Origin of the sequence: Chryseobacterium sp. SORGH_AS_0447, from assembly GCF_030818695.1 — a bacterium.
Taxonomy (GTDB): Bacteria; Bacteroidota; Bacteroidia; order Flavobacteriales; family Weeksellaceae; genus Chryseobacterium.
The window spans coordinates 1,339,501-1,360,106 of sequence record NZ_JAUTAR010000001.1; the positions used below are offsets into that span (position 1 = coordinate 1,339,501).

The 20,606-nt window shown below is 40.0% G+C and carries 21 protein-coding genes; 18 read left to right on the forward strand and 3 right to left on the reverse strand.

Features of this window, described 5'->3' with window-relative positions; all coding sequences use genetic code 11:
- The first annotated feature begins 53 nt into the window (after positions 1-53).
- Positions 54-707 carry a uracil phosphoribosyltransferase gene (gene upp / locus QE422_RS06290; protein ID WP_307456002.1) on the forward strand — a complete coding sequence of 218 codons (654 nt, stop codon included), beginning with the start codon at positions 54-56 and terminating at the stop codon, positions 705-707.
- A 1-nt stretch (position 708) separates the two neighbouring features.
- Here upp and QE422_RS06295 read toward each other — a convergent pair whose 3' ends face one another.
- Positions 709-1,395 (reverse strand): alpha/beta fold hydrolase, encoded by a 687-nt coding sequence (locus tag QE422_RS06295; RefSeq protein WP_307456004.1) that lies wholly within the window; start codon positions 1,393-1,395, stop codon positions 709-711.
- Positions 1,396-1,525: 130 nt separating this feature from the next.
- The gene (locus tag QE422_RS06300) at positions 1,526-2,179 is read right to left on the reverse strand and encodes a ComF family protein (protein ID WP_307456006.1); all 654 of its coding nucleotides are present in this window, start codon (positions 2,177-2,179) and stop codon (positions 1,526-1,528) included.
- 91 nt (positions 2,180-2,270) lie between these two features.
- Here QE422_RS06300 and QE422_RS06305 point away from each other — a divergent pair, with 91 nt between their 5' ends.
- From QE422_RS06305 to QE422_RS06325, 5 genes are all read left to right on the forward strand, one after another.
- Positions 2,271-2,657: a thioesterase family protein gene (locus tag QE422_RS06305; RefSeq protein WP_307456008.1), complete on the forward strand. Its 387-nt coding sequence runs from the start codon at positions 2,271-2,273 to the stop codon at positions 2,655-2,657.
- A 132-nt stretch (positions 2,658-2,789) separates the two neighbouring features.
- Complete coding sequence (locus QE422_RS06310) at positions 2,790-3,236, forward strand: 6-carboxytetrahydropterin synthase (protein ID WP_087706037.1); 447 nt, start codon at positions 2,790-2,792, stop codon at positions 3,234-3,236.
- A 23-nt stretch (positions 3,237-3,259) separates the two neighbouring features.
- Positions 3,260-4,069, forward strand: a complete 810-nt coding sequence (locus tag QE422_RS06315; protein WP_307456012.1) for a UDP-2,3-diacylglucosamine diphosphatase — start codon at positions 3,260-3,262, stop codon at positions 4,067-4,069.
- A 148-nt stretch (positions 4,070-4,217) separates the two neighbouring features.
- A complete protein-coding gene (locus QE422_RS06320) occupies positions 4,218-5,204 on the forward strand; it encodes an acyl transferase (protein ID WP_307456014.1) in 987 nt (328 codons plus the stop codon).
- A 191-nt stretch (positions 5,205-5,395) separates the two neighbouring features.
- Positions 5,396-5,941, forward strand: a complete 546-nt coding sequence (locus QE422_RS06325; RefSeq protein ID WP_307456015.1) for a hypothetical protein — start codon at positions 5,396-5,398, stop codon at positions 5,939-5,941.
- Between the two features lie 109 nt (positions 5,942-6,050).
- On the opposite strand, the gene aqpZ is transcribed toward QE422_RS06325, so the two are convergent.
- Positions 6,051-6,764 (reverse strand): aquaporin Z, encoded by a 714-nt coding sequence (gene aqpZ, locus QE422_RS06330; protein WP_307456017.1) that lies wholly within the window; start codon positions 6,762-6,764, stop codon positions 6,051-6,053.
- 228 nt (positions 6,765-6,992) lie between these two features.
- Here aqpZ and QE422_RS06335 point away from each other — a divergent pair, with 228 nt between their 5' ends.
- The 12 genes from QE422_RS06335 to QE422_RS06390 all read left to right on the forward strand — a co-directional run bounded on the left by QE422_RS06335 (position 6,993) and on the right by QE422_RS06390 (position 20,316).
- Positions 6,993-7,610 carry a DUF5715 family protein gene (locus QE422_RS06335; protein ID WP_307456019.1) on the forward strand — a complete coding sequence of 206 codons (618 nt, stop codon included), beginning with the start codon at positions 6,993-6,995 and terminating at the stop codon, positions 7,608-7,610.
- A gap of 79 nt (positions 7,611-7,689) precedes the next feature.
- A complete protein-coding gene (locus QE422_RS06340; RefSeq protein ID WP_307456021.1) occupies positions 7,690-8,442 on the forward strand; it encodes a hypothetical protein in 753 nt (250 codons plus the stop codon).
- A gap of 310 nt (positions 8,443-8,752) precedes the next feature.
- Positions 8,753-9,070, forward strand: coding sequence for a hypothetical protein (locus QE422_RS06345; RefSeq protein WP_307456023.1), 318 nt, complete (start codon positions 8,753-8,755; stop codon positions 9,068-9,070).
- A 50-nt stretch (positions 9,071-9,120) separates the two neighbouring features.
- Positions 9,121-9,849, forward strand: coding sequence for a sensor histidine kinase (locus QE422_RS06350; RefSeq protein ID WP_307456024.1), 729 nt, complete (start codon positions 9,121-9,123; stop codon positions 9,847-9,849).
- Complete coding sequence (locus QE422_RS06355) at positions 9,818-10,495, forward strand: response regulator (protein ID WP_307456025.1); 678 nt, start codon at positions 9,818-9,820, stop codon at positions 10,493-10,495. Before QE422_RS06350 ends, QE422_RS06355 begins: the two co-directional genes overlap by 32 nt.
- A gap of 136 nt (positions 10,496-10,631) precedes the next feature.
- Positions 10,632-11,981 carry a DUF2235 domain-containing protein gene (locus tag QE422_RS06360; protein ID WP_307456027.1) on the forward strand — a complete coding sequence of 450 codons (1,350 nt, stop codon included), beginning with the start codon at positions 10,632-10,634 and terminating at the stop codon, positions 11,979-11,981.
- Positions 11,982-12,273: 292 nt separating this feature from the next.
- A complete protein-coding gene (locus QE422_RS06365) occupies positions 12,274-14,202 on the forward strand; it encodes an ABC-F family ATP-binding cassette domain-containing protein (RefSeq protein ID WP_307456029.1) in 1,929 nt (642 codons plus the stop codon).
- A gap of 262 nt (positions 14,203-14,464) precedes the next feature.
- Positions 14,465-14,821, forward strand: a complete 357-nt coding sequence (locus QE422_RS06370) for a hypothetical protein (RefSeq protein ID WP_307456031.1) — start codon at positions 14,465-14,467, stop codon at positions 14,819-14,821.
- Positions 14,822-15,026: 205 nt separating this feature from the next.
- Positions 15,027-17,420: a TonB-dependent receptor gene (locus QE422_RS06375; protein ID WP_307456032.1), complete on the forward strand. Its 2,394-nt coding sequence runs from the start codon at positions 15,027-15,029 to the stop codon at positions 17,418-17,420.
- 21 nt (positions 17,421-17,441) lie between these two features.
- Positions 17,442-18,029, forward strand: a complete 588-nt coding sequence (locus QE422_RS06380) for a hypothetical protein (protein WP_307456034.1) — start codon at positions 17,442-17,444, stop codon at positions 18,027-18,029.
- Positions 18,030-18,172: 143 nt separating this feature from the next.
- Complete coding sequence (locus tag QE422_RS06385; protein WP_307456035.1) at positions 18,173-19,507, forward strand: trigger factor; 1,335 nt, start codon at positions 18,173-18,175, stop codon at positions 19,505-19,507.
- A 113-nt stretch (positions 19,508-19,620) separates the two neighbouring features.
- Entirely contained in the window at positions 19,621-20,316 is a 696-nt protein-coding gene (locus QE422_RS06390) for a hypothetical protein (protein ID WP_307456036.1), read from the forward strand.
- Positions 20,317-20,606: the final 290 nt, after the last annotated feature.

Below are 20,606 nucleotides of genomic sequence, written 5' to 3' on the forward strand. Positions count from 1 at the left end.
GAGGGATTTTATTCTGTATTAAATTTATATTTTTGATAAAAAGTTTCACAATAATGAATACAGTTGTATTATCAGAACAGTTTTCTCTGGTAAATTCCTGGATCAATGAACTAAGGAATGTTGAGGTGCAGCAGGACAGGATGCGTTTCAGACGAAATATGGAAAGAATCGGCGAGATCGCCGCATTCGAGATCAGCAAAACGCTCGAGTATAAGGAAGTGGATATTCAGACCCCTCTGGATAAGATCAGTGTTAAGGAAATTGCAGTTCAGCCCGTAATCACTACTATTTTAAGAGCCGGAGTTCCTTTATTCGAAGGTTTGCTGAATTATTTCGATAAGGCAGACTGTGGATTTGTGGCCGCCTACCGGAAACATGATGCCAATGATTATTTCTCGATCAAGCAAGATTACCTTACCTGCCCGGATATCGAAGGAAGACCTTTAATCGTCGGAGATCCGATGCTGGCCACCGGTGCGTCGCTGATCGAAGCCATTAAGGATCTGCTGACGAATGGAAAACCGTCATCGCTTCATATTGTAGCTGCCATTGCTTCGAAGCAAGGGGTTGAAACTATTGCCAAAGCTTATTCTGATGCGAAGATCTGGGTTGGGGCAATTGATGAAAATTTAACATCAAAAGGTTACATCACACCAGGATTAGGAGATGCGGGAGACCTGAGCTACGGAGAAAAATTGCAACGGTAATTCAGGAAAGTTTCCAGAAATCTTTCATCAGGTTTAACAATAACGCTGGCCGTACTTTGTCGATAGGATGTTTTGTATCGGGAAGTACGGCCAGACTTGCGGTGGGCAGGCTCCTGTATATTTCCATACTTTCTTCTAGCGTCACCATACTGTCTTTATCGCCTACCATGATCTGGACAGGAATATTGATGGTGGAAATGTTGCCTTTCAGCGGTGGATTTTTACCCAGGGCTATCATCATTTCAGCAACAGCAGGTAACAGTAGTTTCCATTCCGGGCCGTGCTGTTTTTCAAGTAATTCTGCATACTTCGGGACTTTTGTAGCAATAATTTCAGGATTCAGCATGCTGCTTTCTTTTGCAGCCTGTTCTTCCGTCCATTCGAACTTTGTTCCTAATGTCATGATCGAATTGATGTTTTCAGCATGTTGCATTGCGTAGCAGAGTGCCACGTAACCGCCCATGCTGTGCCCCAAAATATAGACGTCTTTCAGGTTTTCAGCAAGGATAAACCCGTGCAGTTCCTGTGCATATCTTTCAACGGTAATTCCGTTTTCAGGCAGCACTTTACTGCCATGTCCTGAAAACAATGGGGTATGCACGGTAAAATAAGTTGAAAGCTCTTCTTGAAAAGGCTCGAAAACCTCGCTGTGTCCTAAAGCGCCATGTAATAATATCAGATCAAGCATTTTATATTTTGTTTACCAGAAAAATACGGTTTTTTTCGCTTACAGTTTATGCTTTCAATTATAATGGATAACCTCAGCTCCAGAATTTTAAATCTTAAATCCTAAATTTTGAACCTTGAATTTAATCCTTCTACAAGTCAACAGCCATTACTAATACACTTACCTTATTATTTCCGGACTTCAGGATTTCCCACGCAATGGTGGCAAGGGTATTTCCGGTGGTAAAAACATCATCGATCAGCAAAACGTGCTTGTTTGAAATCTCTTTTATTACGGAAAACGTGTTTTTTGTTTCCAGCCGGTGCTGTTTGTCCTTTAAAGCCTGTGCTTTGGAATAGTAATTCCTTTTGACGGCTTCGTGATCAAATGGAATGCTGTAAAATGCAGAAAGGCTTTCGGTAAATAGATGCAGCTGGTTATATCCCCGTTCCTTCAGCTTTTTCGGATGAAGCGGCACCGGAACCAGCAGATCGGGTTTCTCATTTTGAAAGTCTAATCGTTCGGTCGTCCAGTTGGCGAGGATTTTTCCAATGTTCTTCCTGCTTCTGTATTTTAAATCGTGAATAATCTGGCGGCTGGCGTTCTCTTTTTCAAAGTTCATCAGGGCAAAAGCGTTTTCAACAGGGAATAGCAGTCTGCATTTCTGTTTCATAAAACTGTCTTCGAAATACCCGGTATGGGTAAAGTGAATCTGTTCCATGCAGAGGGAGCAGGCCAATAGATCTGCTTCAATAATCCGGCTACATGCAATACAGCGGTTAGGAAAGAAAATATCCAGAATCATTTGTGTAAGTAATTTTTTTGCTAATATAGCAACTTTCGGAATGAATGTTATTTAATTTTTAAGTTTTACATTTGAGTAAACATTAAGGAAGATGAGTCTGATTTTTGAAAAACAAATTACGGTTACGGAAAAACATATCGATGGTCTTAATCATGTGAACAATGTTCAGTATGTTCACTGGGTTGAAGAGATCGCAGGAGAACACTGGGATTTTGTGAAACACAGGACGGAATACCCGAAGGACATCTGGATGCTCCTGGACCATCATATTCAGTATAAAAAGCAGGTATTTTTAGGAGATATCATTACCATAAAAACCTATCCTAAGGCACCGGAAGGAATCCGGCAGCCCCGAAAAGTGGAATTCTATTGTAATGATCAGCTGGTGGTAGATTCCACGACCCTATGGGTCTTGGTCGATGCGGAAACACAGAGAATTAAAAGGCTGGAAAGAAACTGGTTTGATAATTTGCAATGATTAGAAAAACTAAACTGTCTAAAAGTTTTATCAGTAATTCCGTCGACTGATCATCAATTGATAAATTTTCCCGAGCCAACGATCAGCAATTAAGCAAACCGAAACTCAAACCAAATTCCTTATCTTTGCAGGATGATACGTATAACAAAAATTTTTACATTCGAAACCGCTCACGTACTGTACAATTACGACGGGAAATGTAAAAATATGCACGGGCATTCCTATAAGCTGTTTGTAACGGTAAAAGGAAAGCCGGTTAATGATTTGGAGAATCCCAAGAATGGGATGGTGGTGGATTTTGGAGATATCAAAAGTATCGTAAAGTCTGAGATTGTAGATGTCTGGGACCATGCTGTTCTGATCAACGGCCTTTCGCCACACCGCGAGCTGGGAGAAGACCTGGAAGAGAAAGGGCACAAAGTAATCTACTGTACTTTTCAGCCGACCTGTGAAAATATGCTGTATGCCATTGCAGCAAAAATAAAATCGAAGTTGCCGGAAGGCATCTCTCTCGCTTACCTGAAGCTTCATGAAACCGAAAACTCTTACGGAGAGTGGTTTGCAGAAGATAATCAGTAATTTATTCAACAAAAATTCAGAAGGTGTTAAAGACAACCATCAATCTAGAACCTGGAAAAAAAGTATATTTCGCTTCAGATCAGCATTTTGGTGCGCCTACTCCCAGGGAAAGCAAAATCCGGGAAGAGCATTTCATCCGTTGGATGGACGAGATCAAGCATGATGCACAGGTTCTTTTTTTAATGGGGGATTTGTTTGATTTCTGGCACGAATGGAAGCATGTGATCCCGAAAGGATACGTTCGTGTACTGGGAAAGATCGCCGAACTGAAGGACCGCGGAATCCACATTTATTTTTTTGTAGGAAATCATGACCTGTGGATGAAGGATTACCTGGAAGATGAAATCGGATGTACGGTTTTCTATAAAAAGCAGTACTTCGAGATGGGTGGGAAACAGTTTTTACTGGCCCATGGTGATGGGCTGGGGCCGGGTGATAAAGGATATAAGAGAATGAAAAAAGTCTTTACCAATCCGGTAGCGCAGTGGTTTTTCAAATGGCTGCATCCCGATATTGCAATGAAGATTGCCTTGTATATGTCCCAGAAAAATAAGATGATTTCGGGGGATGAAGATAAGGAGTTTCTAGGTGAGGACAGGGAATTTTTAATTATCTATTCCAAAGAAAAGCTCAAAACCCAACCGATCGATTATTTTATCTATGGGCACCGGCATCTTCCGATGGTTCTTGACCTGGAGGGAAAAGCAAAATACATCAACCTGGGCGACTGGATTACTTACTTTACGTACGGGGTTTTCGAACATGACTTCGAACTGAGGACCTTTGGCGAAAGCACAAAAAAATTACCCCTAAAAGAGGTAATTCTTGAATGAAAAATTCATTCTTGTTTTAATCCATATTCCGCCTATTTCAATACAATAAACCGACCAGGATTTAATTTAAATTATTAAAAAAATATTAAAATAAAAAGTCGTTTTATTAATCAGCTCATAATGAGATAATAAATTCAACAGCTCAGCAGTGGAAAATATATTCAGCATACAGACAGAACAGGAATTTTTAACGGCAGCCCTCGATACATTCCGTTACCAATATGAAAATATTGAGATATACAGGCGTTTTGTGGATTATCTGAACATCGATCCGGAAAGTGTAAACAGCCTGGCAAATATTCCGTTTCTGCCGATTGAAATGTTTAAAAATCATGAGATTTTAGATAGAAATGCGACAGCCGGCCTGTTTTTTCAGAGCTCGGGGACTACAAAGATGAACCTTTCAAAGCATTTTATCGCAGATGAAAGCAAATATGAAGAAAGCATTTACCGAAGTTTCGCGCAGTTTATAGGCCAGCCGGAAGATTTTATTTTCCTGGGGCTTTTGCCAAGTTACCTGGAAAAGCAGAATTCTTCACTTATTTATATGGTAGATTACCTGATGAAGAAATCCGGGCAACCGGAAAACGGCTATTTCCTGTACAATCATGAGGATTTGTTTAGCCTTCTGAATACCCTGAGCCACAAGAAAGTAATTCTTTTCGGGGTTTCTTTCGCCCTGCTGGATTTTATCGATTACTGCGGATCCCGGCAAAGTGAAGGTTCTCTGAATGCTTCGGAAAATCTGATCGTTATAGAAACCGGCGGAATGAAAGGAAGAAAAGAGGAAATGACCAAAGATGAGCTGCTGAAGATCATGCAGGAAGGTTTTAAAACGGATAAGATTTATTCGGAATACTCCATGACGGAACTGCTTTCACAGGCTTATTCACTTGGGAATAATGAATACGAATGTCCGAACTGGATGAAAATATTGATCCGAAATGCGGAAGATCCCTTTAATTACGAAAAAGAAGGGAGGACCGGTGCTATCAATATTATCGATCTGGCAAACATTCATTCCTGTTCCTTTATTGCTACACAGGATTTAGGAAAGACCGTTGGAGATAAGTTTCAGGTATTGGGAAGGATTGATCATTCGGATATCCGCGGCTGTAGTCTGCTGGTGAGTTGAGGTGTGGGTTTGGTTATGAGTTGGAGATTTTGAGGTGTTGGAGAGTTGGAGAGCTGGAGAGTTTGAGAGTAGAAGTGTTTGAGGGTTAAGGAGTGGTAAAAGTACTTTTGAGGAGAAGAGTACTGGGATGTGAAAGAAAATGACCGTTTCTCCGTTAAATAGTAAATCAATAAATTTTAATTAAAACAAAAGTGTTAAAAATAGAAGAATTGGTGCATGCGTTCATCCATTCTCAGTGTAATTTTGAGAAGGAGATGGTGCTCACTAATCATTTTCAGGCCGATTGGGAAGCCGATATTCTGGTAGTGGATTCGGAAGGCTTCAGTCATGAGATCGAAATCAAGCTTTCGAAAAGCGATTTTAAAAACGACTTTAAAAAATCGTACACCAATTCGAATACCGGCGAGAAGTTTTTAAAGCACGATAAGATTTCGTGTGGCGATTACATCTGCAATGCGTTCAGTTTCCTGTTGCCGATGGGAATGGTGGATCATAATCTTATTCCTGTACATTGCGGGATCATCGAATTTTATCATAACGTAGATACCTGGGATACGGAATTTTACCGCATTCGTGAGCCGAAGCGCGTTCATGAAGATTCTTACTGGAAACTGAACGACAAAGATATCTTCATCCGGAAAATGGCACTGAGCCTGCTTCAGAAAAAGCTGGAAATAAAAGGCAAGCACGAAGAACTTATTTTCAGAAGCCCTTTTGATATTAAAAGGCTGAGATAAAAAAAATCCTGTTGCAAAAACAGGATTTTTTTGTAGGAATTTTTATCTGCTGTTTATTGAATTTATCTTTTTTTCGAATCACATTAGAAAGCAACAGGATTTGGTTCTGTTATTTTTCAGGTCTTTCGATCAGTAAATTATAGGTAAAAGCCGCCGCAATGCCTCCCAGGATAGGAGCCGTAAGAAACAGCCATAGCTGATTCAGTGCCTCACCGCCTGCAAATACTGCAGGGCCGATACTTCTCGCCGGATTTACGGAAACTCCGGTCACTTTAATTCCCACAATATGAATCAGCACCAGGGAAAAACCAATCGCCAGACCGGCAAAACCGCCGTTGATATTTTTGCTGGAAGTTGCTCCCAAAATAACCATCAGGAAAATGAAGGTAAATACAAATTCTGCCAGAAATGCTGAAACGGTATTGTACTGATCCAGGTAACCTGTTCCCCAGCCGTTGGAACCTAGTGCCCAAGGTTTCATCTCTGCCCCCGGATGTCCCGTAAAAATAATATATAGAATTCCGGCTCCGATGATGCCCCCCAGGATCTGGGCAATAATGTACCGGACGGCTTCCCCCATTTTCATTCTTCCGGCTGCAACCATAGCAATCGAAATAGCCGGGTTGATGTGACAGCCTGAAATATGCCCGATCGCATAAGCCATGGCTACAACACTCAGTCCGAATGCAAAAGAAATTCCCAGAAACCCGACACCGGTAGTACCATCCGCACCGGCGATAACGGCGCTTCCGCAGCCCATGAAAACAAGCACCATCGTGCCAAGCATTTCTGCAACAAATTTGGATGTTTTTGAAATCATCATTGTAAATTTTTAGTTAGAGGTCTAATTTACAAAAAATTAATAATTCAAAATTATTTCCTGTTTTTAAATTTTAATAATGGTTATTAAGTGTATTTAGTAATTAATTTATTTTTAATTAACATTTTTTAACTTATTATTTGTATTGATAAAAATTTATGATTTTGATTTAAATTAATATATTTGGGTGAAATAAATTTCTGTATATATCAATTTTGCCTGATCTCTCAGATGAAAAAACTGTTATACATCCATATCCTGTTTTTAGGACCGTTTTTTTACACCCAGCAGGCCAGCAGGGATTTCCCCTGTTATGATCTGAAAGAAATTGTAAAAGTAGAACCTACTGCACTGTATAAGCCGCATCTGGATGCCGCGAAAAGTTTTGGCATCAAGCTCCTTAAAGATTCAAAGACGGTTCAGAAATACATTGATAACGGGAAACTTCACAAAATCAAAAAATCGGGAAAGGGATACCGTGTTCAAAAGCTCGATTACAGCAGGGCCTGGATGGTTTCCAAAGGCAAGTTCATGCTTGAAAAAATCGCATCACGGTTCAGCAAAGAAACCAAAGGCAATACCTTCACGGTTTCATCCCTTACCAGGACGCTGGAAGACCAGTGCCGTCTGAGACGGGTGAATTCCAATGCCGCTTTGGGGATCAGTTCTCATAATTACGGCAACTCTTTCGACATCTCTTATGTCCGCTTTAATGATGCCTTAAAATACAATCCTAAAATGGAAGCTGCCCTGGAGAAGGTGCTGAAGTTCTATTATGATGCGGGAAAGATTTATTACATCAAGGAGAGGCAACAAAGCTGTTTTCATATTACGGTAAGGAACTATTAACAAATTTTCAATTATTTGTGAGATACTTGCACAGATAAATTAGTTTATATAATTTTGACACATCAAAACCGTGAAAAAAATGAATACAATAAACTTAGAAGAGTCTAAAAGAGCTATTGAAGCATGGGAAAATTGCTGTGGTAATTATGAAGCGATCAAAAAGCTGATCCCAACCAACTATGTTTTTAATTTTGATGCTTCGGAAATCGATTGGATGAAGAAGGAAAATCAAAACAATGAATTCTGTACGCAAGTGGGTATTCATCAGGGGCAGCTGATTGCGATCCTGTATCCGATGAATACAGACGGACGTCAAATTGTTATCGACAATTACGTGTACAGTCCTTTACAGGAACTGCGACAGGACTTAACATTGAGAGAAAAGGCGGTATATACCATCGTTAAGAATGCCGTTCTTTCCAAAGATCTGGAAAAAGTGGACGATACTTCCGATACGTCATTCCCGGTTTCAGGTAAACCGGTGCTGGCCCAGGATAGAGCTGTAACAGCAATAGAATCGTGGAGAAACGAAGGAATGATGTGGTTCTACAGGGAATGTACGGAATTTGGCGGAGACAGGATTTTCAGGAGATTTTATGTACCGGCACAGGACATCCTTCATTCAGAGTTTAAGGAAGAGGAGTCAAAAGAGGCGCTTACCCATATTATCTGTTCATTCGGGTTGAAGTACTCTGATATTTATGGACGGGTATTGCCTACCCTTATTTTTATTTCCTTCTATGAAAACCTTGAAGGTAACGGAAGCATAAAAACCATATCGAATACCTATGATTGGTCTCATGCCTGTCCGCCCTCTTGTGGGATTATATAATTAAAAATTAGATTGTACTGTGGATATTTCCGGGGTAATACTTTATCTTAATAACATCTTACTTGTAATTTGTGTCTTAGTTGGAATTATAAAATACAGATCTTTTAAAAATACGGAAAAATGGTATGTTTATTATATCATTTTTCTTTTTTTAATAGAATGTGCCATTAAAACTGCTATTTATGGCTTCCACGCAAAAGAACTGAATCATATCTTTCCGTATTACGTCTCCGGGGAGCTGCTTATATTGGGCACTCTCTTTATCCGTAAACTGAATCTTTCGGCTTACTTACACATTCCGCTGGTTTTAATGGCAGGTTTCTTTCTTTTCAGTACCGATATTATCGTCAACGAAACAAAAAAGGTGATTTCCAGTATCGTGATTATCTGTTTTGCAGGATATGCGCTGCTGATGGAAATTAACAACCCGAAGATCAACGCACGCTTTATCATTGCAGACAGTCTTATTTTCCTGTATTATGGCATGTCGGTATTTATGTTTTTTGTTCTCGGGCAGCTGGCTTATTTTAAATCGGAAGATGCCAACATGATCTGGAATGTGAATAACCTCCTCTGCAGTCTTTTATATGTTTCACTTATTTATACTTTTTTAAAATTAAAGAAATAACGCTAAATATTACCTTCTTTATTGCGCTGCTTGCCGTTATGGCAATCATCATGTCTTTTATTCTGCTGGCTTACCGAAGTTTTATCCGCAGAATTGTTAAAGAAAAGAATGCGCAGTACGAAGCGGAAGTACAGTATCAGAAAACATTGGTTTTAGAAAATATAAAAGCTCAGGAATCGGAGCGGAAGAGGATTGCCGTCATGATCCACGACGATATCGGAAACCGTCTTAACATTCTTTCGCTATGGCTGAATAACCTCGATACAAAAGGTGATGAACTTATCCGGAAGAATATTACGACCCAGATGTCTTCGCTGATCGATTCCGCCAGAAGCATTTCCCACTCCCTTTATCCGGTAAACCTGGAATCTGTTGGGCTGGTGCTTTATATTGAAGAGTTGATTGCCAACTTGGCAGGAAGAATTAATATTTCACTGAATGTAAGCCCGAAATTTCAGAAAAAAGAAATTTTTATAGAAGTCCAGTTATACAGGATCATTCAGGAGTTTACCACCAATGTTCTTAAACATTCGGAAGCCACCCGGGTCTGGATCTATATTAAAGACAATACCACCAGCCTTGCGGTTGTCATCTCGGACAACGGCAAGAGTTTTGAATATGAAGAGGTGAAAAAGGGGATGGGAATCAAGAATATCGAATCCCGAATAAAATCGATGAATGCGGCGCATAAATGGAAAAATATTTTAGGCCATGGCAGCCGGTTAATTATTAAAATTCCGTATAACAATGAATTCCCAGATCAAATTAGCGTTAATTGATGATGAGCAACTGATCCTTGAAGCGGTAAAGATGCTGTTGTCTTCCGAGCAGAATATTTCCGTAGTGGCAATGTCCAACAACGGACCTTACTTTTTGGAAACCCTGGAAAAAACTTCTGCGGAAGATTTTCCCGATATTGCTTTGGTTGATGTACAGATGCTGCCGATGAACGGGTTTCAGCTCGTGGAAATCCTGAAAGAGAAATATCCCAACCTCAAAATCATTATCCTATCTTCGCATTACAAGACTACGATTTTAGGATATATGGTAAAACTGGGAGTCTCTGCTTTTCTGCCTAAAAATTCCAACCGCAGTGCTTTTATTGAAGCCATCACCATGGTTTATAAGAACGGGATATTCTTTACCCCGGAAGACCACCAGATGATTCTGTCTTACATGAACAGCCCCACAAAAAAGAGAACTCTTTTTGAAATGGACGATGAGCTTTCCGAACGGGAAAAGGAAGTCGTAAAGCTGATCTGCCAGGAATGCACCAACAATGAGATTGCTGAAAAACTCTTCATCAGCCCCAGGACCGTAGAAAGCCACCGGCAGAGAATTGTCGAAAAGATCGGCGCAAAAAATACGGTTGGTATTGTGATTTATGCCATCATCAACAACATCCATCCTTTAGAAAGAATATGATTCCGTAGAAATACGGAATTTTTTATTTGGTATTTTATACGCTATCATTCCATTTTTTTTCATCGTTACTTTGGAGAATTCATATAATGAAGCACTTCATTATCCGTAATGAAGATAAGATAAAACCACAAAGTGAATGAATGATAAAATTATCTCGGTCGGAATCTTTTTCGACGGAACCGGAAACAACGGATCGAATGCAGCTTCCCAGCAGAAGCCTGAGAAAAATAATGAAAGCTATCATGGTGAGAGTACCAATATCTATAAATTATTCAGTCTTTTTAACGGTGATGAAAAAATTTATATTGAAGGAATAGGAACGGTTACCGGAGCGGAGGATCTTGATTTTGCGATGGCCACCTGCAAAAACCCTTCGGGAGTTTCCGGGTATTCTTCAGATGATAAACTGGAGAAAGCATTCTCATTTACCAGAACCCTTCTTTCGGATGGGCCGGCAGAATATCACTTCTATGTTTACGGATTCAGCCGCGGAGCCATGTTGGCAAGACATTTCTGCTATGAGCTGCTGAAAGAGTATTCCGAATTTTCAGGTTATTCTTTGAAAGTGAAATTTTTGGGAGTCTTTGATACGGTGGAATCTGCAGCTTTCAGCAATTATAAAATAGCCGTGCTCCCGGAAACCGAACGGGCGCTGCACATCTGCGCACTGAATGAATGCCGGTTTTTTTTCCCGCTGAGCGGTCTGCTGGAAGATTCAAGAGAAAGAACCGATTCACAATACATAACGGAACATTCGGTATGGAAAGAGATTTTCGTTCCGGGCGCTCACGCCGATGTGGGAGGAGGATATTTAGAGGGCTCGCAATCGGTATATGTTTCTCCGAATTATACAGAGCATGAGGATCTTTTCTCTTATATGGAAAACATCACAGCCCTGGCGCAGGATGAAGGCATACCTAAAATCTGGGATTATCTGCTGAGCGATTATGGTGTGGAGTATGATGGAATCACGTCACAGGCGTATGTCGCTAAAGAATGGGTGTATAATGAACTGCCGAAAGTCTATGGCCAGCTGATGATCGCAGAAACCAATTTGGAAAAGCAGGTGTTCAGAACCGATTTCAGCGCTTCAGATTTTCAGATTGAAGCCTGTGAGCATCCTTACCTGATCGAATTATCGGAAGCCCTGCAGCAATATGTGCAGACCTTTTCGCCGGATGCAAAACCGGATTATCATTACGAGATGCTGGCAGATTATACCCATATCTCGGCAAATTTCGGGCTGTATCATGCTGCCCTGCTTCAGCATCCGAAATGTACTGCTCATGCAGAATTTATCAACAACGGATTGAATGTTCCGGGCCATTCGGAAGATCAGCAGGAAAAAAACGGGGCCAGGTTACAGTCGGAGATCCATCACATCGAAGATTCCTTTGTGGATTATGCATACGGAACCAATATTCCGAACAATGACCATTGGAACCGTACTATTTTGATGAAAGAAAGTCTTTACAATAAATGTTAGTACTTTTTCAGTTTTAAATTTAGGTGTAGGGCTGCCATGGTTTGGCAGCTCTTTTTTGTCATTATGGAATTTCTCTATCCGTAGAAATACGGTATCGGAATTTTGGTTATTTCTACGGTACCGTATCCTCTTTATTTTTCAGAATTTTGTCTTATTCAAACTTATAAGCGTATAAGTTTTTCCCCATTAGAGCCGCTTTTTTAAGTGGCTCTTTTTCTTTATCTTGAATTGCTTTATTTTCCGTATTTTTGCACCCGAAAATTCATTATTCACATTAATCATTATTTAACACATGCTTTCGGTTCAAGGTTTAGGATTACATCATTCGGGAAATTATCTGTTTCAAAACGTAAATTTTACGATTAAAAAAGATGATAAAATTGGTTTGGTCGGTAAAAACGGAGCGGGAAAATCCACTTTACTGAAAATGCTTTCCGGGGAAATTACTTTCTATGAAGGAAATGTAGTTCCGGAAGGGAACATTACCATCGGGTTCCTAAAACAGGATCTTGATTTCGTAAAAGGAAGAACCGTATGGGCAGAAACCATGCAGGCCTTCGAACAGATCAATGCCTGGAAAAACGAGCTTGAAGAGGTAAACCACCAGATGACGGTGAGGACCGATTATGAAAGTGATTCGTACACGGATCTGATTAATAAAATGACTGAGCTGAATGATCTTCTGATGAACCACGACGCCTACAACCTGGAAGGCGATATGGAAAAAGTGCTTTTCGGTTTAGGTTTCAAAGCCGACGATTTCCAGAAGATCACCGATGAATTTTCCGGGGGCTGGAGAATGAGAATTGAACTGGCCAAGCTTCTGCTTCAAAAGAACGACATCATGCTTCTCGATGAGCCTACCAACCACCTCGATATGGAATCGATCATGTGGCTGGAAAACTTCCTGAAAGACTATCCGGGGGCCATTGTTCTTGTGAGCCACGATAAGCAGTTTATGACCGCGGTATGCAACCGTACTTTTGATGTGAATAACAGAAAAGTAGACGATTATAAAGCCAATTATTCCAAATACCTCATCATGCGTGAAGACCGCCGCGAAAAACTGATTCAGGCTAAAAAGAATCAGGATGCGGAGATCAAGCAGATGGAAGACAACATCAACAAGTTCCGGGCGAGTGCAACCAAAGCCTCTTTTGCACAGTCATTGATCAAAAAGCTGGATAAAATCGAACGGATTGAAGTAGATAACGAAGACGTTTCCAAATTCAACATCCGTTTCGTTCAGTCGGTAGTTCCTGGAAAAGTGATCTTTGAAGCTGAAAAATTAGGAAAATCCTACGGTGAAAAGCAGATTTTTGATGATGTGGATTTCATTGTTCAACGGGGTGACCGGATTGCGTTGCTGGGACAGAACGGACAGGGAAAAACAACATTGGCAAAAATCCTTGCCGGCGATATTAAAGACTATTCCGGAAACTGGAATCTGGGTCATAACGTGAATATCGGGTACTTTGCCCAGAACCAGGAAGAAGTTTTAACACCGAATAAAACCGTTCAGGAAGAAGCGGAAGATGCTGCAACGGAAGAAACAAGACCGAGAGTGCGTGACCTGTTAGGATCTTTCCTGTTCCAGGGAGAAGCGGTTAATAAAAAGACGAAAGTACTTTCCGGAGGGGAGAGAAACCGTCTGGCACTTTGTAAGCTGCTGTTGCGCCCGTTTAACACCCTGATCATGGACGAACCTACGAACCACCTTGATATCCAGTCTAAAGAGATCATCAAACTGGCTTTGCAGAAGTTCGAAGGTACGCTGATTGTGATTTCGCACGACCGGGAGTTCCTTCAGGGGCTTTGTGACAAGATCTACGAATTCCGCGACGGAAAAATGAAAGAATTCCTGGGCGATATCAACGAGTATCTTGAGTTCAGACAGAAAGAATCGATCCGTGAAATCTCCGCAGAAAAAGCAAAACTTCATAGTGAAGCTCCTAAAGCTGAGGTGAAAAAAGCAGAAGAAAAACCTGAAGCAGCCGCTCAGTCTGCTGTGATCGTAAGCAAAGAACAGAAAAATATTCAGAATAAAATTAAAAAAGTAGAAGAGAAAATTTCCGAGCTTGAAACAAAAGTAGAGGAATTTGAAGCTTCTTTTACCAAAGAAAACCCTTCCGAAGAAACACTGGAAAAATACAACAGTACGAAAGAAGAGCTGGAATTGGCGCTTCAGGAATGGGAATACTTGGGAACTCAGCTAGATTAATTTAAAAAAATACAAAACGTAAACCTTTTCAGTTAGTTCTATAAGACTATAGTTGGATTCTCTGCGGGAAATCGTAGATTCATTCGGCATAGTCATGACAAAAACAGGGGTTAGATTTTCAATAGGTTAAGAAAATAGCAAACGGTATTTAAAAACGATTGGAAGCTTTGTAACAAAGCTGAGATCTTTCCTACCTATCATTTAAAACATTTTAAGAAAACTTTAATCCGGGTTTTTTAAAATATTTTTATAATTTTGAAGCATGATTTTTAAAGAAAGCAGAACTCTGAAGAATTTCATTTCCAAATTGTTGTTTGGGATCTACTTTCTTGCGCTGTTTTCCCAGAACTTCCACAGCCACAGTTCGGAGGAGGTTTTTAAGAATTTCAGCTTTAAAAAATCAGAAAATACCCTGACCAAAAATACGGCAAAAGAAAAAGCAGCCGACTGTCTGGCCTGTCACTTCTTGGCAACAGGACATACTTTGGTTCCTGAAGAATTCAACATTTCCTTTGAAAATTTTACCCACACAGTAAAACAACGTATCGCTGTTCAGGAAAAAATATGGTCTCAGACTAAATTTACCTTTCAGCTCCGCGGTCCGCCCGCCCTTTCATAATTCATAAATTCTTTACGGCTTTAATTGGGTTTAAAGTTCAGCATTGGGGCATCATGTTCAAGATTTAATGTTCAAGATTTTTGAAGATTAACAGATTTTGATATCAATTCCTGTCCATCTGGCTTTACTCTGATTAATCAGTCGTCATTCCAACATTTTTTCGAAAAAGTGCTTTTAAAAAAGTACGCAATCAATCTATTTAATAATGAAATTAATCTATAGTTTTATGCTGATCCTTTGCGGATTTGCATTATCGAACGCACAGCAGACCTATGCGGTGGAAGGAACAGTACAGGATTTTCACGATAAGACCCGACTGGAAAATGCGGTGGTGAAAATCGGAAATTTCTCTGCACAAACAGATAAAAACGGTACGTTCTCATTCAGCAGGATTCCTGCAGGAAAATATACGCTTACTGCCAAACATCCGGATTGTGATGATTATACTGAAAATATAGAAGTTACGAGGGATCTGCATTTGGCGATCACGCTGGAGCATCACATCCAGGATATCGAAACCGTAACGGTACACGGAAGCCACAAGAACAACGGAAGCATGGTGGTGAAGACCATCGACAAAGCGATGATCTCCCGCAATGCTTCTGAAAATCTCGGTAACCTGCTGACCAATATTTCCGGGGTGAATGCTCTTAAAACAGGTAATAACATTACAAAACCCATTATTCACGGGCTATACGGAAGCCGCGTTGCCATACTTAACGATGGGGTAAAGCTTGCCGAGCAGGAGTGGGGCGTAGAACATGCTCCCAACGTGGATGTTAACAATTTTGAGCACATCGATGTCGTAAAAGGGGCATCTGCTTTAAAGTACGGAAGCGGTGCTGTGGGCGGTGTTGTGGTGTTGCAGCCTCAGGTTTTACCGAAGAAAGATACCCTGATGGGCAATGTATCGCTTTCAGGAATATCCAACGGGAGAGGGGGGAACCTTAATGTGAAGCTGGCAAAAACCTGGTCAGACGGCTGGGCCATCAAGACCAACGGCAGCTACAAAAAGCTGGGCGATCTTGAAGCGCCGGATTATGGCCTGATGAACACCGGGCTGGAAAGTTCCGGATTCAATTTTGGGGTTCAGAAAATGACTTTCAATAAAGGTTTTTCTTTTGACTATTACCTGACGAAAAGTTCGATAGGCATTCTCCGGAGTTCCCATGTAGGAAATTCTGAGGATCTGTTGCTGGCTCTTACCGCACCGGAACCCATTTATCAAAGGGATTTCAGCTATACCATTGATAATCCCCGACAGGATATTGAGCATCATATCGCTAAAATCTCTGCCTATCAAAGGTTTGAAAATTTCGGAAAGATTACGGCAACATACAGTTTCCAGTACAATCATCGAAAAGAATATGATATCAGACGTACGGAAGAGCTTAGCAAAAAGCCGGCACTCGATTTGGAACTGATAACCCATGATTTAAATGTTAATCATCTCATCGAAAGAGGGAGTTGGAATCTTGAAACCGGGATCAATGCCGGTTACCAGAACAACTATTCCAGCACGCAGACGGAAGCAAGGCGCCTTGTGCCGAATTATGACCGGTATTATGCAGGAATTTATTCGGTACTTAAATATAAAATTGCCCCTGAGGTTGAGCTGGAAGCAGGAGGAAGATACGATTTTGATCATTATGAAGTAACGAAATGGTATGACCTGAGCGACTGGAACAGGCTTTATGCTTCAGATTACAAAGACTTCGTGGTACGGGTGAACCAAAACAGGATACTTACCAAGCCGTCATTAAGCTATAATAATATTTCGGCAAATGTGGGGGTTGTTTACCACCCGTCCGCCTATTTTGATCTGAAGTTTAATTATGCCAGAGTATCAAGGTCTCCGAATATTGCCGAACTTTTCGCTGACGGGCTTCACCACTCGGCAGCGATTATCGAAAGAGGGAATATGAGGATGAAAAATGAAACCGGAAATCAGTTCAACCTGGTTGCCGACGTAAAGGCGAATGTTTTAAAAGGACTGAATATCTCGGTAAATCCTTATTTCTTCTATACCAAAAATTTCATCAACGAAATTCCTACTGGCTATCAGAATACACAGTGGGGAGGAGCTTTCGTCGTGTATAACTATGAGCAGGTGGATGCCAGAATGTACGGAATCGATCTGGATGTACAGCTTAAAATATCAGATAACCTCGGATATAAAGGAAGCGGATCCTATGTCTATGGTCAGGATCTTACCCACAATGTCCCTCTGATCCTGATGATGCCGCCGAATTTCAACAACTCATTGGAATTCAATAAAAAAGAATGGAAAAACTTTTATTTCAATGTGAGCAACAACACCTACCTGAAACAAACAAGATTTCCTGTTTACAATGTTCCGATCAGATTATTTGATTCTGACGGAAACCCTTACAACAAAGAAGTGGATATTTCCACTCCGCCAAACGGATATTCCCTTTGGAACCTTCAGACGGGGGTGAATCTGTCTAAAAATTTCGGGGTTGACTTTTCAGTCCGGAATGTATTCAATAAGTCGTACAGGGATTACCTGAACAGGCTTCGTTTCTTTTCCAATGAAATGGGAAGAAACTTTATTCTAACTCTTAAATATCAATTTTAATCACTTTAAAAATTTAAAAAAATGAAAAATACCCTTAAAAGTACGACCTTTATCTTAGGCCTTTTGTTCTTAGCGCTTTCTTTTAGCCTTACCTCATGTCACAGAACCGATGACGAATCGGATGACCTTCCGCAGGAAGAACTGTCGGATGTTCTTTTGAAAGTAACGGACCAGGCTACGGGAACTCCTGTGGTTTATGATTACCAGGTAAACAGTACAACCAACCCGAACATTAAATTAATTAACGGGCATACCTATAACGTGGAAGTAATGTTCAAAAATGGAAATGAAGATGCTACCGGGGAAATTAAAGCTGCGGTAAACGAGCATTTCCTGGTATATAATTTCCCGAATTCCGATATTACCCTTACCCGTACGGATGATCAGGATTTCGTAAGACAGGATGGAAATCATGTAGGTATAAAAACAAAATGGGTAGTAAACACGGCAGTTAAAAATTCATCGGCACCTGCTCAGTTGGTCCTAACCTTATATCATAAGCCGGTAACGGTTTCCGAAGCATCTTCGGTAAGCGGAAACGGAGTGGTGTACGGAACACATACCGGCGGGGAAACCGATGCGCAGGCAAACTATAATATTACCAATTAACAGATCCTTAATCTTGTTAGCTGAAAACCGCCGGAATCTTCCGGTGGTTTTTTATTTAACAGTATTTGGCTTTTTAAGTTGACTTTAATTGATAGATTTTCATAAAATTTTCATATTTTTGCAACCTAAAATTTTAATCAATAATGAAGGTTACTGCAAAAAACCATGATGATGTAAGTGCATTGCTTACAGTGACATTGGAAAAATCTGACTATAAGGAAAAAGTTGAGAAACAATTGATTAATTATGCTAAAAATGCACAAGTTCCTGGTTTCAGAAAAGGGAAAGTGCCTTTGAGTATGGTTAGAAAACAATATGAAGCGGGTATTGCTTTTGAAGAAATCAACAAGCAGGTTTCTGATGCTCTAAATAGCTACGTAAACGAAAACAAACTAAGATTGGTTGGCCAGCCTGTTCCACAGCCGGTAAACGAGTTCGATTACAATGCGGATCAGTTGGAAGTTGCTTTCGAAATTGGATTTGAGCCGGAATTCACTATCGATTTAGCTAAATATGAAGCGCCTCACTATAAAGTAGAAGCTTCTGAAAAAGAAATCAACAAGAGTATTGAGAACATGCAGAAGCGTTTCGCAGAGCAGGCTCCTCAAGACAAAATTAATAAAGACTCATACATCGCGCTGGAAGTTTCCCAGGTTGTGGAAGAGGGCGCTGAAGGAGAGCACCACCACCAGCCGAAGAACGTTACCATTACTGCTGAAAACAAAGAAGCTTTCAAATTGGTAAAGTCTCTTAAAATGGACGGTTCTGTAAAAGTTTCTAAAGAAACGCTTGCCGAAAACGAAGAGCTTGCTAAAGAATTAGGATTCTCTAAAGAAGAAGCAGAGCACCTTCACCACAATGAGGTAGAAGTAAAAGTAAAAGATTTCTACGGTCTTAACCTTGCTGAACTTAATCAGGAATTATTCGATAAAGTATACGGAGAAGGAAACATCAAGTCTGAAGAAGAACTGAAGGAAAAAGTAAAATCCGAATTAGACGAGTATTTCCAGCAGAATGCTGATGTTCACTTTGTGAATAAAGTATTGGAGCAGGTTTCTGAAAAAGAAGAAGTAAAGCTTCCTGAAGAATTTTTGGTAAAATGGTTATTGTTCTCCAACCAGAACATCCAGTCTGCAGAACAGGCAAAAGAAATCCTTGAATCTGAGAAAAACCAGTTGAAATACCAGATCATCGAAGGAAAACTGATGACAGAAAACGAAATCCAGTTGGATTATGCAGATATTTTGGCACAGGCTGAACAATTGGTAAGAAACCAATTAGCTATCTACGGAATCCACCACTTAGGGGATGAAGAGATCCAGAAGTATGCGGTTGAAATGCTTAAAGACCAGGAGCAGGTAAGACAGATCTCTTCTGAAGTAGCCATGACGAAGCTGAAAGATGTTATTCTTGAGAAAGCAACGAAAAAAGAAACAGCTATTTCTCACGATGAGTTTTTAGAAGAGCTTAAAAAATAATTTATTTATACAATAAATATTTGAAAACCACCGTTGAAGCGGTGGTTTTTTTATTGGTGACGTTCAGCTCTTGTTCACTTAATATCCATATATTTACAATCTAAACTTAATTTATGAAAAAGATCATCATTCCGTTTTTTTGCGCTATACTCTTCTCTACCTCCGTAGCGGCACAAACTACTACTACGGCAACCGCTAAGACGGAAGCTGTAAAATCGAAACTTACACCGAAAGAAGTGATAGACAACTACCTGAAAGCATTGGGTGGAAAAGATAAATTGGAAGCTGTCCGTACCGTAATAGTTGAAAATACGATTACCGGCAGTGCCGTACCGGGCGAAATCAAAATGACAGCAAAGAAAATGGGTAATAAATTCAAATCTGAACAGTCTTTTATGGGCCAGGTCGCTGCTTCCCAGCTTTTTGACGGTGAGAAAGGCTACTTTCAGCAAATGGGTCAAAAAACCGAAATTTCTGCGGATAGACTTGCGGAACTGAAAAAAGGAAAGGCCATCGATGCATTGGCTTATGATGCGGCGAACTATTCAACAGTAACCGTTGAAAAGCTGGACGGTAAAGATTATAACGTTCTGAGTTCTGACAAAGGTAAATTTTACTTTGATACTGCTACAGGCTTATTATATAAATCAATATCGAAAGAAGGAAATGCGATTATAAAAAGTTATATGACTGTAGACGGGATTAAGTTCCCAGAAGAAATCAACGCAGAAGGAAACGGACAGCAAGTTACTATTAAAACAACGAAAGTAATTCTTAATTCAGGAGTTTCTGATGCTGATTTTAAATAAAAAAATATAGATTTAACATAATATAACCGGGTTTATCCCGGTTTTTTTATTGAGTTTATTATATTAACTTAATTTTAACTAAATATTTATATTTTGTTTTTGGAAATCATCTATTTTTGTCGAGATAAAAACACACAAAATAATACAAATGATGAAAAAAAATAATTACCGAATGAAAAAGTCCAATTTCTTTTGGTTTCATTGATACCTATTTAATCAGTCTGTTTATTTTAATGATAATTTATAAAATATTAACTGATAATAACATGTCTTTTATTTCATTATTAAGT

What these genes read in the sequence shown, in the direction of transcription:
- upp (WP_307456002.1), top strand. Translation starts at nt 54, where the DNA reads ATGAATACAGTTGTATTATCAGAACAGTTTTCTCTGGTAAATTCCTGG.
- QE422_RS06295 (WP_307456004.1), bottom strand. Translation starts at nt 1,395, where the DNA reads ATGCTTGATCTGATATTATTACATGGCGCTTTAGGACACAGCGAGGTT.
- QE422_RS06300 (WP_307456006.1), bottom strand. Translation starts at nt 2,179, where the DNA reads ATGATTCTGGATATTTTCTTTCCTAACCGCTGTATTGCATGTAGCCGG.
- QE422_RS06305 (WP_307456008.1), top strand. Translation starts at nt 2,271, where the DNA reads ATGAGTCTGATTTTTGAAAAACAAATTACGGTTACGGAAAAACATATC.
- QE422_RS06310 (WP_087706037.1), top strand. Translation starts at nt 2,790, where the DNA reads ATGATACGTATAACAAAAATTTTTACATTCGAAACCGCTCACGTACTG.
- aqpZ (WP_307456017.1), bottom strand. Translation starts at nt 6,764, where the DNA reads ATGATGATTTCAAAAACATCCAAATTTGTTGCAGAAATGCTTGGCACG.
- QE422_RS06335 (WP_307456019.1), top strand. Translation starts at nt 6,993, where the DNA reads ATGAAAAAACTGTTATACATCCATATCCTGTTTTTAGGACCGTTTTTT.
- QE422_RS06340 (WP_307456021.1), top strand. Translation starts at nt 7,690, where the DNA reads ATGAATACAATAAACTTAGAAGAGTCTAAAAGAGCTATTGAAGCATGG.
- QE422_RS06345 (WP_307456023.1), top strand. Translation starts at nt 8,753, where the DNA reads ATGGCAGGTTTCTTTCTTTTCAGTACCGATATTATCGTCAACGAAACA.
- QE422_RS06350 (WP_307456024.1), top strand. Translation starts at nt 9,121, where the DNA reads ATGTCTTTTATTCTGCTGGCTTACCGAAGTTTTATCCGCAGAATTGTT.
- QE422_RS06355 (WP_307456025.1), top strand. Translation starts at nt 9,818, where the DNA reads ATGAATTCCCAGATCAAATTAGCGTTAATTGATGATGAGCAACTGATC.
- QE422_RS06360 (WP_307456027.1), top strand. Translation starts at nt 10,632, where the DNA reads ATGAATGATAAAATTATCTCGGTCGGAATCTTTTTCGACGGAACCGGA.
- QE422_RS06365 (WP_307456029.1), top strand. Translation starts at nt 12,274, where the DNA reads ATGCTTTCGGTTCAAGGTTTAGGATTACATCATTCGGGAAATTATCTG.
- QE422_RS06370 (WP_307456031.1), top strand. Translation starts at nt 14,465, where the DNA reads ATGATTTTTAAAGAAAGCAGAACTCTGAAGAATTTCATTTCCAAATTG.
- QE422_RS06375 (WP_307456032.1), top strand. Translation starts at nt 15,027, where the DNA reads ATGAAATTAATCTATAGTTTTATGCTGATCCTTTGCGGATTTGCATTA.
- QE422_RS06380 (WP_307456034.1), top strand. Translation starts at nt 17,442, where the DNA reads ATGAAAAATACCCTTAAAAGTACGACCTTTATCTTAGGCCTTTTGTTC.
- QE422_RS06385 (WP_307456035.1), top strand. Translation starts at nt 18,173, where the DNA reads ATGAAGGTTACTGCAAAAAACCATGATGATGTAAGTGCATTGCTTACA.
- QE422_RS06390 (WP_307456036.1), top strand. Translation starts at nt 19,621, where the DNA reads ATGAAAAAGATCATCATTCCGTTTTTTTGCGCTATACTCTTCTCTACC.